Below are 14,593 nucleotides of genomic sequence, written 5' to 3'. Positions count from 1 at the left end.
CCTCCTGTTGGAATCGACATACGGAACACGGTGCGAATCCGTGGCGGGCCCGCCGCTGTAACCGGGGACGAACACTGCACGGTCGCCAGACCGGCCACTTGCGAGGCTCACCTCGCGGGGAAGGCGCAGCGCTTCGGCTGATCCGGAAGCCAGAAGACGATTCGATTCCTGACTGGAGCCAAGGCAAGGGCTCCGGCTGATGGCATGCAAGCAGCGTGCACTCAGCCGGGGCCCTTTTTGTTTTTGTCTTCCCGAGGAGTGGACAATGTCCCAGATCGTTTCTCAAGTCGCATCCAGCGCCGTTGGCGCCCCAGGCGGCGCAGCCCGGCCCGTACAAACCGCCGCCCCGACCATCGCCATCCGCAAGCGCTGCAACCCGGACGGTATCGGCCTCTCGCACTATGTGCTGATGGACCGGAAAGCGGCCAAATGACCGCGGCGCTGCCCCTGGGGGCGCAGCACGCCCCGCATTTCCTGCCGGTGGACATCGGCCACGACACCTATGCAGCGCTGACCGACCCGGATGCCGCCTTCTGGGCGCTGGTCGACAAGCGCAAGCTTGGCGAAGGGCTTGACCCGGCGACGCTTGACGCTTATCGCGACAAGGCCGACGGGTTGCGCCAGGAGCTGCACACCCTGCGCTTCGGCCTGAAGCCTTCCGGCGTCTATTTGAACCCGACCGAACGCTGCAATCTCGACTGTACCTACTGCTACCTGCCCGATACCCAGCGCAGCGGTGGCAAGCACATGCCGGCCGGTACGTTGCTGACTTCGCTGGGCAAGCTGCGCGATTACTTCCGCTCGGTGATGCCCGAAGGACGCAAACCGCGCGCCATCTTCCACGGTGCCGAGCCGCTGATGAACCAGGCCGCCGTTTTCGCGGCAATCGAGGACTTTGGCGACGAGTTCGTGTTTGGCGTGCAGACCAACGGCACGCTGCTCGACGACGCGGCGCTCGATTTCCTGACCTCGCGAAACGTCAGCATCGGCTTGTCGCTCGACGGCCCGGTGGCGGGCATCACCGACGCCACCCGGCGGACCTGGGGCGGCAGGAGCGTGCACGACAAGGTGCTGAGGGCCATGGAGAAGCTGCGCGGCTACGGCTCGTGGAGCGTCATCACGACGTGCACGACGGAGAACCTGCCTTACCTGACGAACATGGTCGACCTGTTCCACGCGCACGAGGTGCCGACCTGCATGCTCAACACCGTGCGCTGCACCTTGCCCGGGGCGCGCGGCGTCAAGCCGGCCGACGGCGACATGGCAACGGCCTTCCTTGCCGCTCTCGATAGGACCCACGCGCTTTACCGGGAAACCGGCCGCAAGCTGATGGTGGCCAATTTCGCCAATGTCCTGATCGGTATTCTCGCCCCGACGGCGCGCCGGCTGATGTGCGATATCTCGCCCTGCGGCGGCGGCCGCGCCTTCTTCGCGCTGGCTGCCGACGGCAGCCTCTACCCGTGCAGCGAATTCATCGGGCTGCCGCGCTTCAACGGCGGCAACCTGCTGCTCGATGGTGTCGAGGCGGCACTCGCTTCGCCGGCCTTCCGGACGGTGACGACGCGCGACGTGGACAAGTTCAGCCCCTGCGGCGATTGCGCGATCCGCCACTTCTGCGGCTCGCCGTGCCCGGCCGAGGCTTTCGAGATGAACGGCGGCATGGAGCGGGTAGGCGCCTTCTGCGATTTTTACAAGGAGCAGGTCAACTACGCCCTGCGCCTGATCGCCGACGGCAAGGCGGACGACTACCTGTGGGACGGCTGGGACGAGGGAACAGAAAGCGTTTTTGCGATGGGTTGAGTTGTGCCGGGAGGGCGCTTTAATATGGTGCCTTCCCGCCGCTCACAGGTATCGCCCGCATGCAATCCCGTCTTGTCGTCACCGCCGTCGATCTGAACGATCCGCTTCAAGCCGGGGCCTTTCTGGATCTGCTTGAGCACTACGCCCGTGATCCGATGGGTGGCGGCGATGGCTTGTCGGACTATGCCAAGGTTCATCTGGTCGGCACCTTGAAAGAGGTGCCGGGCTATCATGGCGCGCTGGCCTGGCTCGACGGCCAGGCGGTTGGCCTGATCGACTGTTTCGCCGGTTTTTCCACCTTCGCGGCCAAGCCCCTGCTCAATGTTCACGACCTGATCGTGCTGGCCGCCCATCGCGGCTGCGGCATCGGCCAGGCGCTGCTGGCCTGGGCCGAAGTACGCGCCCGGGAACTCGGCTGTTGCAAACTGACGCTGGAAGTCCTTTCCAGCAACACGCGGGCGATGGCTTCCTATCGGCAGGCCGGTTTCGCGCCCTATGTACTCGATCCGGCAGCCGGCCATGCGCTGCTCATGCAGAAATATCTTCCGGAGGAAACGGCATGAACGAACCTGTCCCGTCGCCCGACCTGCAAGGCGTTCGCCCGTCGCTGGTGCAACTGACGCACGTCATCTACGGCTTGCATGCCGTGGCCGTGGTCATCGGCGTCACCTCGTCGGCCACCGTGGCCGGCGGTTTTGTCTTCGGTCTGCCGTCGTTGGTCGCCGTCTTCCTCAATTACCTGAAGCGTGGCGATGTGGCCGGAAGCTGGCTGGAAAGCCATTTTGTCTGGCAGATCCGTACTTTCTGGTTCACCCTGCTCTGGTTGGCGGTGTATGGCTTGCTGATCGTCACCATCATCGGCATACCCATCGCCTGGATCCTGATCGTCCTGCTCGGCCTGTGGGTCGGATACCGCGTCCTGCGCGGCTGGCTGGCGCTGACGGGCGTCAGGCCGGTCGCTTGACCGGGGTTTCGCCGGCCTGGCGATGCGCGACGGCGCACCGCCGGGGGCTCAGGTGCCCATGTAGCGGCCGGCCTTGTGATTGACGGCAATGACCAGATTCAGGGCCAGCGCGCCGACAATCGACAGCCCGACGCTGAGCGGGTCGCGAATGAAGATGGCGGCAAGCAGGATGATGCAGTCGGCGGCCATTTGCAGCTTGCCGGCGCGCCAGCCGCGGGTGTTCTGCAGATGGATCACCAGAATGCCGAGGCCGCCCAGGCTGGCCTTGTGGCGGATCAGCATGAGCAGGCTGATGCCGGCCAGAAAACCGCCCATGACGGCCGCGAACAGGCGGTTGAGGCCCTGCACCTGAATCAGGCCGGGTAACAGCTCGGTATAGAGCGCCAACAGACCGACCGCGAGAAAGGTCTTGATCGTGAAAGCCTTGCCCATGGCGCGCAGGGCAAGACCGTAGAAAGGCAGGTTGATGGCGATGAGCAGCGAGCCGATAGACCAGCCGCTCAGGTAGTGGGCCAGAAATGCGATGCCGACCGTGCCGCCGGTCAGCAGGCCGGCCTCGCGAAAAAGCATGACGGCGAAGGCGAAGATCAATGGTGCAACCAGAATGGCTTGTGCATCTTCGAAGAAATTGTGGTTGAGCCGTTTGGTGTGGGTCATTGCCGTTCGGGAGTCCGGGGTTCGGTAGCGTAGTACTGCCGGATGACGGCCAGCGAGCGCCCATAGCTGTGCCGGATCTGGGCGTCGTCATAGCGGTGTTCGCTGCCCGCCGGGCAGGCCTGCCGGGCGAGGCAGCCCATGGCACAGGGTGAATCCGGAATCAGGCGGTGGTGGCTGCAGGCGGCAAGATCGAATTGTCCGCCCGCCAGCGCGTGGGCCGGGCAGGTGCTGATGCAGGGGGCGGGACGGCAGGTCGCGCACGGGCTGTATCCGACGTGGCGGGGTGACGGGGCAAAATCGGTATCGGCGATGACGACGGCGCGGTAGGCATACCAACTGCCCCACTCGGCATCGACCCCGATCATCAGCGGCGAGGGCTGATGCCAGCCGGCCAGCGCGCCCAGCGCCTGCAGGCCGATCGGGCGCGCGCCGGGAAACGGGATGCGAAAGCGGTGGTCCGGCAGTTCGCGGGCAAACCATTGCCGGATAGTCCGGGTGCTGTAGTCGTCGATCGGGTCGCTGCCGGCCATGCCGTTTGCCTGGAGGCGTTCCCACAGTCGCCGGCCGCCATGGCCGATCAGGATCAGCTGCCGTTCGCCGGCCTGGACGTCGAGTGCGGCGAGCACCGCCGCAGGGAGGCTGTCGAGATCGAATACGTGTTGCCGGTTGAGTCCCGCCTCGTCGAGGAAGCCGCCCGGGAAGGCCGCTTCCTTACTCATTTTCCAGCAGTGGCGCCTTTTCGCCGAGGCGCCGCTGGGCCACCCAGTCGATCAGCGCGTCGATTGCCGCAGCGCCTGCCTGGGCCTTGGGGTGGTTGATGAAAAAAATCACCGCATAACGTCGTCCCTGGGCGTCCAGGGCATAGCCGGCAGCCGTCTTGACGCCGTCCAGGGTGCCGGTCTTGATGTGCGCCCGGCCGGTTGCCGTCGCGTCCTTCAGCCGCTTCTTCATGGTGCCGTCGATGCCGACGATCGGCATGCTGGCGATGAATTCGGGCATGACGGGGTTTTTCCAGGCATCCAGCAGCAGGCGATTCATGCTGTCGGCACTGATGCGCTCGATGCGCGATAGCCCCGAGCCGTTGTCGAGAACCAGTTCGCCAAAGCGCAGGTTGCGTCCGGCCAGCCAGTCGGCGATCCGCTGTTTCGAACGTTCGGCGGTGGCCGGGCCATCGTTGCTCAGGCTCAGGAAAACCTGGCGGGCCATGACGTTGTTGCTGTACTTGTTGATGTCGCGCACGGCATCGGCCAGCGGTGCCGATTCATGCTGGGTGAGGAGTTTTGCGCCGATCGGCACCGTACCGGCCCGCACCTGCCCGTGGATGCTGCCGCCCAGTTCCTTCCACAGGGCGCGGATCAGGCCGCCGGCCTGGGCGTCAGCCGGCAGCGGCGAGAGGTTGAGCGATTTTTCCCCGCACAGCGCGGCGTAGCTGCCGGTGAATTCCAGGCGGTTTCCGTTGTTTTCGGGAATCAGGCGCACGCTGATCAGGTCTTTCCAGTTGCTGCCGCATTCGCCGTTGCCGGCGCGCAACTGGTTGTCGACGCGCAGTCCTTCGCTGGGCGTTTCCATCAGCACGCGCGGTTTGCCGTTGTCGGGCAGGAGCGTGAAGCGCAGGGCCCGGAAGTTGAGCAGCAGGCCATCGGGGCCGACGTTGTACGGGCGCATCGGCTTGTCGTCGAAGGCGCCGGGGTCGATGGACGGTACGTTGAAGGCGCTGCGGTCGAGCACGACGTCGCCGGCGATCTGCTGAATGCCGCGCACGCGCATCTGGCGCAACAGGCTCCACAGATGTTCGATGGCGAAGCGCGGGTCGCCGCTGCCGCGGATGTAGACATTGCCGTCGAGCACGCCGTCCTGCGGGGCGAACTCCGTCCAGACCGTGGTCTTCCAAGTATAGGCCGGGCCCAGCAGATCGAGCGCCGCATAGGTGGTGAGCAGCTTCATGACCGAGGCCGGATTCATGGGCTGGCTGGCGTTGTGGGCGACCAGGGGCGTCGGGCCATCGACTGGCTGGACCACGACGGCAACGTGTGCGGCAGGAATCTGGGCCGCTTTCAGCGATTTCAGCACGCCGGGCGGCAGGCCGCTGGCGCCGGCGGGGAGTGCAAGACCGATCAGTGCGAACGCAAGGTAGAGCTTGGCAAACATCGAAGGAAACGGGGAGGCGACGGGAGGGCAAGCGTACCATCGGATAGCCCGCGCGGGCTGCCGGGAATAGGACTGTTGCGTTCCTGAATTTGATGATATTGTAAATGTTGCTAATTTGTTTCGGGGTGCAGCCCTCCTTCATGGGTCATTTCCAGGCGCCTCTTGACGAGGCTCGATTCGGTTCGCGGGTTCATCTCGGCTATCGGGGTTGGGTCGCTACGGCCTATGCTCTGGTCGCCCTGTTGGCCGGCAGCCTGCTGTTCATCGAATTCAGGGGGATCGACGAACAGATGAATACACTCGCTCGCGAGCGCGGTGCCGTCCTGTTTCGTCTGGTTGAACTGACCCGGGACTGGAATGCCCGGCATGGAGGCGTATACGTGCCGGTCACCGAAACGACACAGCCCAACCCGTACCTGACGCATCCCCGGCGCGACCTGCAAACGCTCGATGGCACGCGATTGACCATGATCAACCCGGCCTTCATGACCCGGCAGATCGCCGAGATCGCCGAGCAGGCGGACGGCGTGCGCTTCCATCTCACCAGCCTCAAGCCGATTCGCCCGGCCAACGTGGCCGATGACTGGGAAAGAGAGGCATTGCAGGGTTTCGAACAGGGCCGGACGGAAATTCTCGACCTGGTTTTCGCAGAGCGCGGCCCGCAGCACCGCTACATGGCGCCGTTGCTGATCAAGCAGGCCTGCCTGGGTTGTCATGCCGAGCAAGGGTACAAGCTTGGTGACATTCGCGGCGGGATCAGTGTCACCATGCCGGCTGGAAAAATAATGGCCATTCGCGAAGCGCAGCGTTTCCGCGCCACGGCGTTTTTCGGCACCGGCGCCTTGTGCCTTGCCTTGATGATCCATTTCGCCATTTGGGTTTCACGCCAGAACTTCATGCGCTTGCAGGAAGTTTCTGCCGGCCAGGAGCGACTGATCGAGGCGCGCACGGCGGATCTGTCGGCGCTCAATTCGCAATTGCTGGGAGAGGTTGCCGAACGCAAGCACAAGGAAGTGCTCATTTCGGAGAGCGAGGCGCGCTATCGCTCGGTGCTGGAGAGCAGCCAGGACGCCATTGTGATCATCGAGGCACCGGATTTCAAAATTGCCTATGCCAATGAGCAGACGGCGGTGCTGCTCGGCATGGAGTTGTCCAGGATTCTTGGCGAGCCTTTGCTGAGCTTTGTCGTGGCGTCGGAGCGTTCGATGGTCGAGGACAATCTGGCGCGGCGTCTGCAAGGAGGGGCTGTCCCGGTCACGTTGCGGGTACGTTTTGCGCGACCGGACGGCAGCCGTCTGCGGGTTGGCGATGTTCATGTCGCCCGTATCGACAGGGCGACCCAGGAAGGGCAGTGGGTCCTCGGCATCAAGGATGTGACCGAGCGTCTGGCCGATGAAAGGGCGCTCCAGATATCGGCGGCGGTGATGGAAAGCGCTTCCGAAGGGATCGTGGTGACCGACGCGGAAAATCACATCATGCAGGTCAATCCCGCCTTTACCGCGATTACCGGCTACCGCCCCGGCGAGGTGCTGGGCAAGGACCCGCGCTGCCTGGGTTCGGGCCGTCATGATCCCGATTTCTTCCAGGCATTGTGGCAACAACTCGGCAGCAAAGGCCGCTGGGAGGGGGAGGTCTGGAATCGCCGCCCGGACGGCACGGTTTACGTCGTCTGGCTGTCCATTTCCGCCATCTCCGAGGAAGGTGTCGAAAGCGGCGGGCGCCATGTGGCGACGTTCATCGACATCACGCAGCGCAAGGAAGTCGAGGAACTGCTTCGTCACCGGGCGCAGAGCGATCCATTGACCGATCTGCCCAACCGTACCGTGTTCTATGACCGCTTGCAGATGGCACTGATGCAAGCGCGACGCTACGGCAACGAGTTCGCCTTGCTCTATATCGACCTTGACCACTTCAAGGCGGTCAACGACAACATGGGGCACGCTGCCGGAGACGAACTCCTGATTGAAGCCGCGCGTCGAATGAGGCAAGTCGTTCGCGATTCGGACACCGTGGCTCGCCTGGGGGGCGACGAATTTGCCGTCATCCTGCCGCAACTGCGTGGACGGGATGAGGTAGAGGAGGTCGCGCGACGGATCGTTGCCGTCCTGCTTGAACCATTCAGCGTCTCCGGCGGAGACGCCCGGGTGTCGGCCAGTGTCGGTGCGGCGATTTATCCGGAACACGGGAGCGACCTGGAGAGCATCCGGGCCAGCGCCGATGCCGCCCTCTATGCAGCCAAGGATGCCGGTCGTAATGGCTATCGGCTGGCTGAATCCTCCGCTACGGCGAACCCTCCGCCGCTGGAATAAAGTCGCCGTGGCGCGGCGTGCTTGACGCTTGTCAAGTTCGATAATCCCTGAAAGCCGCATGGTTTCGGCCTTTTAGGCCGGGTTGATTTTCATCAAAGCGGCAAAAAGAGTGCTTGAGACATTGCGCTTCCTTGTTCATTTTTGTGGAGAAAGAGGGAGCGATGATTTCAAGAAAAACGGGAGTAAGAACGCTGGTCAGCTTGCCGGTTCTGGCACTGCTGACCCAACTCGCATTTGCCGAAACACCTGCCGAACACGGTAGCGGCACCATGCGCGATTACCAGGCCGGGGGCGGTTCGCCGCTGGCCGCTGTGCCGATGCACCAGGATATCAACCCGAAGGCTCCGAAGATGACCGAGGCCGAGTTCGAGAAGGCCAAGCGTATCTATTTCGAACGCTGTGCCGGTTGCCACGGCGTGCTGCGCAAGGGTGCCACCGGCAAGCCGCTGACACCGGACATCACCCTCGACAAGGGTATGGATTACCTGAAGGTCTTCATCAAGTACGGCTCGGCCGGCGGCATGCCGAACTGGGGTACTTCCGGCGTGCTGAACGATGCCGAGGTCGATCTGATGGCCCGCTATGTCCAGCAGACCCCGCCGGCCCCGCCCGAGTACGGCCTGAAGGACATGGAGGCTTCGTGGAAGGTCATCGTTCCGGTCGACAAGCGCCCGACCAAGAAGATGAACAACCTCAACCTCGAGAACCTGTTCTCGGTCACCTTGCGCGATGCCGGCGAGATCGCGCTGATCGACGGCGACACCAAGAAGATCGTCAGCATCCTGAACACCGGCTATGCGGTGCATATCTCGCGCATGTCGGCTTCCGGCCGCTACCTGTTCGTGATCGGCCGCGATGCCAAGATCAACCTGATCGACCTGTGGATGGAGAAGCCGGATACCGTCGCCGAAATCAAGGTCGGCATGGAAGCCCGCTCGGTCGAAAGCTCCAAGGCCAAGGGCTACGAGGACAAGTACGCCATCGCCGGCACCTACTGGCCGCCCCAGGCCGTGATCATGGACGGCGACACGCTGAAGCCGCGCAAGATCGTGCCGACCCGCGGCATGACCGTCGATAGCCAGGAATACCACCCGGAACCGCGCGTCGCCGCCATCGTCGCTTCGCACTACAACCCCGAGTTCTTCCTCAACGTCAAGGAAACCGGCATGGTCTATTCGGTCGATTATCGCGACCTGAAGAATCTCCGGATCAAGATGATCGAGGCCGCCCCTTTCCTGCATGACGGCGGATTCGAGTCGTCGCACCGCTACTTCATGGATGCCGCCAATGCCTCCAACAAGATCGCGGTCATCGACACCAAGGAAGGCAAGCTGGAGAAACTGGTCGAGGTCGGCAAGACCCCGCACCCGGGCCGCGGCGCCAACTTCGTCGATCCGCAGTTCGGGCCGGTGTGGGCCACCGGCCACCTCGGTGACGAAACCATCTCGCTGATCGGCACCGATCCGAAGAAGCATCCGGACAATGCCTGGAAGGTCGTGCGCACGCTGAAGGGCCTGGGCGGCGGCTCGCTGTTCCTGAAGACCCATCCGAAGTCGAAGAACCTGTGGGTCGACACCACGCTGAATCCGGAAGCCAATATCAGCCAGTCCGTCGCCGTCTATGACGTCAACAATCTGGACAAGGGCTACGAGCTGATCCCGATCGGCGAATGGTCCGGCATCAAGGAAGGTCCGAAGCGTGTCGTGCAGCCGGAATACAACAAGGCCGGCGATGAAGTCTGGTTCTCGGTGTGGAACGGCAAGGACCAGGAGTCGGCCATCGTCGTCGTCGACGACAAGACGCGCAAGCTGAAGGCCGTCATCCGCGACAAGAGGCTGGTCACGCCGACCGGCAAGTTCAACGTGTTCAACACGCAGCACGACGTCTACTAAGACGAAAGGAGGGGGTGATTCCACCGAGAGGGGAGTTATCCCCCTCCTTCTTTTTTCATAGCATGTCGTTCTGGCAACTACATGCAGGGACCCCCACTTTGAATGCCCGGTTTAACGATCCGTATCGCGCCCAGCGCGAATTGCTCTCGGCCAGCCTGTTGCTGGGGGGCTTGCCGCCTGCGCTGCTCACCGGGCTTGCCGCCGCCAGCCGCATCGTCGAACTGTCGGCCAATCAAACCCTTTATCAGGCCGGGCAGCCGATCCGCGAGGCCTATATTTTGTTCAGCGGGAGCGTCAAGCGCGTGGTCGATGTGCCCGGCGGTGCCAGCCGGGTCATTGAAATCGTGCAGAACGAGCAAGCGCTCGGGTTGGGCGAGGTGTTCGGCAACACCCATTACGCGGCCGGTTGTGTCGCCATCACCCAGACGCTGTTGCTCGCCGTCGATGCCCGCCAGCTGCGCGAGGAGGTTTTCCATAACCCTGCTTTGGCTGGCCGCATCATTGCGGCAATGGCCCGGCGCCAGTGCGCCACCGAATTCGATGCGGCCGGGTTTCACCATGGCTTCACGGGTGCCCAGCGCCTGCTCGATTACCTGCTGGATCAGGCTGGCGAACGCGCCGGCTTGGCGGGTGAGACAACCGTGATTCTGAAAGCGAGCAAGAAAGTGATCGCCGCTCGCATCGGCATGACGCCGGAATCGCTTTCCCGCAATCTCCGCGAACTGAGCGATAACGGCGTCATCGTGGTTGAGGGGCGCTGCGTGCATATCCAGAATGCGGCGCTGCTCGATACAGTCAGTGGCGATGCCCGGCAACGACTCAGTTTCAGCCGCAAGCGCAAAGGAGGCGGGCGGCCTCTCGGCAAGGCGATTTCGTCCGGCGTTCTGGTCAATATGTGCGGTCGTTTGCGCCTTCTCTCGCAACGCATGGCCGTGGCCTGGGGGAGCGCCGTCGCCGGAGTGGCGCCCGGCCGTGCCCGAACCAAGCTTCGCCTCTACGAGAAGGAATTCATCCGCAACCTGGACAAGCTCGATGACCTGGGCCTGGGGGGCGAGCCCGATTCCTGGCTGGCGGCGATCAAGCGCCTGTGGCCCTCGTACTGCGAGGCCATGGAGAGCGAGGAGATCACGGATGCCGAGCACATCTTTGCGCTCAGCGAAGAGCTTCTCGAAGCGGCAAACGGCCTGACTGTCTGTGCGGCCGAACTGGCGGGGATTCCCGAGGCACATTACGTCAACACGGCCGGGCGCAATCGCATGTTGTCGCAGCAGATCTGCAAGCTCTTCCTGTTCCACGACTGGGGGAGCCTGAACGACCGTATTGGCGACTTGTCGCGACATACCTGCCGGGAATTCGAAAGCAATCTGCAGGAGTTGCTCCGCGCCGCCGGCAGTCAGGCCGAACTCGCGGCCCAGCTCGACGTCGTGGCCAGCCAGTGGCAGCGATTCGTTCGCGCCCTCTGCCCCGATCTGTCGCATGCGGGAAAGCTCAGGCATGCCCGCCTGGTGCTGACCGAGGGGGAGCGCCTGCTGCGCTGTGTCGATACCACCGTCAAGCTGTTCGAGCGTCTGGCCAAATAACGTCAGGGTGGCCCGACTTGACGGTCGTCAATTGTCCGCATCCCGGCAGGGCCCGACAGGGCGTCTTTCCGCTGCGGTTTGATGTTCATCAAGGCAGGAAAATCTCCAGTCGGGAGAGTACGCCCTCGCGTTAATTTCCATGAGGGTTTCACGATGAAAGCAATCTACGTCGCAACAATGATGGCCGCCAGCCTGGCCCTGTCTGGGCAGGTTATGGCCGACGAGGCGCTGGCCAAGGCCAAGAACTGCCTGTCCTGCCATGCGGTGGACAAAAAGCTGGTCGGTCCGGCATTCAAGGATGTCGCCGCCAAGTACAAGGGCGATGCCGGCGCCCTCGACAAGCTGGCAACCAAGGTCAAGGCCGGCGGCAAGGGCGCCTGGGGCGAAATCCCGATGCCGCCGAACAATGTGACGCCTGAAGAAGCGAAGAAGTTGACGACCTGGATTCTCGCCCAGAAGTAAGCGAAACAGGCTTCGCTGCACAGACCGGCGCTCTGCCGGTCTTTTTTTGTCGGTGTGTCGGCGGCGAGCAAGGTGGCCGGGGTGGGGGCGGTGTCCGGTGATGGTCGTTCGCAGATTATTTCGGGAGGTGCTCTTGAAATCCGTCCGCCTCGTCCCTATTATTAGCACTCACCGGTGACGAGTGCTAATAAATGCCCGCCCGGTCCCGTGACCGTGTTAACCGCGTCCGGCCAATTTCAAGTTTGTTGCAACTCATTTTGAGGAGTCTGTTTTATGAATATCCGTCCTTTGCACGACCGTGTGATCGTCAAGCGCGTTGAAGCCGAACGCACCACCGCTTCCGGCATCGTTCTGCCGGATTCCGCTGGCGAGAAGCCGGATCAGGGCGAAATCCTGGCCGTCGGTCCGGGCAAGCGCGACGAGAACGGCAAGCACGTCGCCCTCGACGTCAAGGTCGGCGATCGCGTTCTGTTCGGCAAGTACGCCGGTCAGGCCGTCAAGGTCGATGGTCAGGAAGTCCTGGTCATGCGTGAAGAAGACATCATGGGCGTCATCCAGGCCTAAGCGGCCGGAAGACTTTCCGAACAGATCAATTCAGGAGTTAATAAATGGCAGCTAAAGAAGTCAAATTCGGCGATTCCGCCCGCGCCCGCATGGTTGAAGGCATCAACATCCTGGCCGATGCCGTCAAGGTCACCCTCGGTCCCAAGGGCCGCAACGTTGTGCTCGAGCGCTCCTTCGGCGGCCCGACCGTCACCAAGGACGGCGTTTCCGTCGCCAAGGAAATCGAACTGAAGGACAAATTCGCCAACATGGGCGCCCAGATGGTCAAGGAAGTCGCTTCCAAGACCTCCGACATCGCTGGCGACGGCACCACCACCGCCACCGTGCTGGCCCAGGCCATCGTCCGCGAAGGCATGAAGTACGTTGCCGCCGGCATGAACCCGATGGATCTGAAGCGCGGCATCGACAAGGCTGTCGCCGCCACCATCGCCGAACTGAAGAGCATTTCCAAGCCGTGCACCACGACCAAGGAAATCGCCCAGGTCGGTTCCATCTCCGCCAACTCCGACGCCGACATCGGCGACATCATCGCCAACGCGATGGAAAAGGTCGGCAAGGAAGGCGTCATCACCGTTGAAGACGGCAAGTCCCTGAACAACGAACTGGACGTCGTCGAAGGCATGCAGTTCGACCGCGGCTACCTGTCGCCGTACTTCATCAACAACCCGGACAAGCAGATCGCCCTGCTCGACAACCCGTTCGTTCTGCTCTTCGACAAGAAGATCTCGAACATCCGCGACCTGCTGCCGGTGCTGGAACAAGTCGCCAAGGCCGGCCGTCCGCTGCTGATCATCGCTGAAGACGTCGATGGCGAAGCCCTGGCTACCCTGGTCGTCAACAACATCCGTGGCATCCTGAAGACCGTCGCCGTCAAGGCTCCGGGCTTCGGCGACCGTCGCAAGGCCATGCTGGAAGACATCGCCATCCTGACCGGCGGTACCGTGATCTCCGAAGAGACCGGCCTGTCGCTGGAAAAGGCTACTCTGAAGGATCTGGGTCAAGCCAAGCGCGTCGAAATCGGCAAGGAAAACACCACCCTGATCGACGGTGCCGGCGAAGCCGTGTCCATCGAAGCCCGCGTCAAGCAGATCCGTATCCAGATCGAGGAAGCCACCTCCGATTACGACCGTGAAAAGCTGCAGGAGCGTGTTGCCAAGCTGGCTGGCGGCGTTGCCGTCATCAAGGTTGGCGCTGCTACCGAAGTCGAAATGAAGGAAAAGAAGGCCCGCGTCGAAGACGCCCTGCACGCTACCCGCGCTGCCGTTGAAGAAGGCATCGTGGCCGGCGGCGGCGTCGCCCTGCTGCGTGCCCGCGCCAACATCGCCAAGCTGAAGGGCGACAACCACGATCAGGATGCCGGCATCAAGCTGATCCTGAAGGCCATCGAAGCCCCGCTGCGCGAAATCGTCGGCAATGCCGGCGACGAGCCGTCCGTCGTGGTCGACAAGGTCGTTCGCGGCAAGGGCAACTACGGCTACAACGCCGCTACCGGCGAGTACGGCGATATGGTCGAGATGGGCGTTCTGGACCCGACCAAGGTCACCCGCACCGCGCTGCAAAACGCTGCTTCCGTGGCCGGCCTGATGCTGACCACCGAGTGCATGGTTGCCGAACTGGCTGAAGACAAGCCGGCCGGCGGCATGCCCGACATGGGCGGCATGGGTGGTATGGGTGGTATGGGCGGCATGGGCATGTAATGCCTCGCTGAGCCTTTCCGCTCACGCCGAAAGCCCCGCCCAGTGCGGGGCTTTTTCTTTTGGCGTCGATCAAATCTCGAGATGCTTCAAGGCTTTTCGGTCGTGGATTAACTTTCGGGAAACGCGTTACGCCCTGTAAGTTAATTGTAAGACGCCACGCCTAAATTACGCTCCGCAGCAATGCCTCTATAAACAAAATCTGAGGAGCAAATCAATGCAAGACGTACTTGATCGGATTACCAAGAATCCGAAGTTTCACGAGTTCATTGCCATGCGCAATCGATACTCGATCATCATGGCCATCATCAGCGCAGCCGCCTACTATGGCTTCATCCTGCTGGTCGCTTTCGACAAGGAACTGCTGGCCCAGAAGACCGGTGCTGGCGTGACCACCCTCGGTGTTCCGCTGGGCGTCGGCGTCATCGTTTTCACCATCGTCCTGACCTGGGTCTACGTCCGCCGCGCCAACACCGAGTTCGACGCGACCAACGAAGCCATCATCAAGGAGGCGCAGAAGTAA

Annotated in this window: 14 protein-coding genes and 1 riboswitch; of the genes, 11 read left to right on the top strand and 3 right to left on the bottom strand. The window is 62.7% G+C overall.

Annotated elements, in window-relative coordinates:
• Positions 1-22 precede the first annotated feature (22 nt).
• Positions 23-158: riboswitch (cobalamin riboswitch) on the top strand.
• Between the two features lie 107 nt (positions 159-265).
• From cbpA to F1002_RS05740, 4 genes are read left to right on the top strand one after another with little or no spacing between them, the layout of a single operon-like run.
• On the top strand, positions 266-433 hold the full coding sequence (gene cbpA / locus F1002_RS05755; RefSeq protein WP_150428070.1) for a modified peptide precursor CbpA: 168 nt from the start codon (positions 266-268) through the stop codon (positions 431-433).
• The gene (gene cbpB, locus F1002_RS05750; protein WP_150428069.1) at positions 430-1,800 is read left to right on the top strand and encodes a peptide-modifying radical SAM enzyme CbpB; all 1,371 of its coding nucleotides are present in this window, start codon (positions 430-432) and stop codon (positions 1,798-1,800) included. The genes cbpA and cbpB overlap by 4 nt, the downstream gene beginning before the upstream one ends.
• Before the next feature lie 59 nt (positions 1,801-1,859).
• A complete protein-coding gene (locus F1002_RS05745; protein WP_150428068.1) occupies positions 1,860-2,363 on the top strand; it encodes an N-acetyltransferase in 504 nt (167 codons plus the stop codon).
• Positions 2,360-2,764: a hypothetical protein gene (locus F1002_RS05740; RefSeq protein WP_150428067.1), complete on the top strand. Its 405-nt coding sequence runs from the start codon at positions 2,360-2,362 to the stop codon at positions 2,762-2,764. The genes F1002_RS05745 and F1002_RS05740 overlap by 4 nt, the downstream gene beginning before the upstream one ends.
• A gap of 48 nt (positions 2,765-2,812) precedes the next feature.
• On the opposite strand, the gene F1002_RS05735 is transcribed toward F1002_RS05740, so the two are convergent.
• From F1002_RS05735 to dacB, 3 genes are read right to left on the bottom strand one after another with little or no spacing between them, the layout of a single operon-like run.
• Complete coding sequence (locus F1002_RS05735; protein WP_150428066.1) at positions 2,813-3,421, bottom strand: YitT family protein; 609 nt, start codon at positions 3,419-3,421, stop codon at positions 2,813-2,815.
• Positions 3,418-4,140, bottom strand: a complete 723-nt coding sequence (locus F1002_RS05730; RefSeq protein WP_150428065.1) for a hypothetical protein — start codon at positions 4,138-4,140, stop codon at positions 3,418-3,420. The genes F1002_RS05735 and F1002_RS05730 overlap by 4 nt, the downstream gene beginning before the upstream one ends.
• Positions 4,133-5,569, bottom strand: a complete 1,437-nt coding sequence (gene dacB, locus F1002_RS05725) for a D-alanyl-D-alanine carboxypeptidase/D-alanyl-D-alanine-endopeptidase (protein WP_150428064.1) — start codon at positions 5,567-5,569, stop codon at positions 4,133-4,135. The genes F1002_RS05730 and dacB overlap by 8 nt, the downstream gene beginning before the upstream one ends.
• Positions 5,570-5,673: 104 nt before the next feature.
• On the opposite strand from dacB, the gene F1002_RS05720 reads away from it, so the two are divergent.
• The 7 genes from F1002_RS05720 to F1002_RS05690 all read left to right on the top strand — a co-directional run bounded on the left by F1002_RS05720 (position 5,674) and on the right by F1002_RS05690 (position 14,593).
• Positions 5,674-7,878, top strand: a complete 2,205-nt coding sequence (locus tag F1002_RS05720) for a diguanylate cyclase domain-containing protein (protein WP_150428063.1) — start codon at positions 5,674-5,676, stop codon at positions 7,876-7,878.
• Between the two features lie 161 nt (positions 7,879-8,039).
• Entirely contained in the window at positions 8,040-9,770 is a 1,731-nt protein-coding gene (locus F1002_RS05715; RefSeq protein ID WP_150428062.1) for a nitrite reductase, read from the top strand.
• 98 nt (positions 9,771-9,868) lie between these two features.
• Positions 9,869-11,350, top strand: coding sequence for a cyclic nucleotide-binding domain-containing protein (locus F1002_RS05710; RefSeq protein ID WP_223879483.1), 1,482 nt, complete (start codon positions 9,869-9,871; stop codon positions 11,348-11,350).
• A gap of 153 nt (positions 11,351-11,503) precedes the next feature.
• Entirely contained in the window at positions 11,504-11,812 is a 309-nt protein-coding gene (locus tag F1002_RS05705) for a c-type cytochrome (protein WP_150428060.1), read from the top strand.
• A 273-nt stretch (positions 11,813-12,085) separates the two neighbouring features.
• Complete coding sequence (groES, locus tag F1002_RS05700; protein ID WP_150428059.1) at positions 12,086-12,376, top strand: co-chaperone GroES; 291 nt, start codon at positions 12,086-12,088, stop codon at positions 12,374-12,376.
• A gap of 44 nt (positions 12,377-12,420) precedes the next feature.
• The gene (gene groL / locus F1002_RS05695; RefSeq protein ID WP_150428058.1) at positions 12,421-14,073 is read left to right on the top strand and encodes a chaperonin GroEL; all 1,653 of its coding nucleotides are present in this window, start codon (positions 12,421-12,423) and stop codon (positions 14,071-14,073) included.
• Between the two features lie 214 nt (positions 14,074-14,287).
• Positions 14,288-14,593: a DUF485 domain-containing protein gene (locus F1002_RS05690; RefSeq protein WP_150428057.1), complete on the top strand. Its 306-nt coding sequence runs from the start codon at positions 14,288-14,290 to the stop codon at positions 14,591-14,593.

Source organism: Dechloromonas sp. CZR5 (assembly GCF_008711155.1).
Taxonomy (GTDB): domain Bacteria; phylum Pseudomonadota; class Gammaproteobacteria; order Burkholderiales; family Rhodocyclaceae; genus Azonexus.
This window is presented reverse-complemented; position numbering and strand designations above follow the sequence as displayed.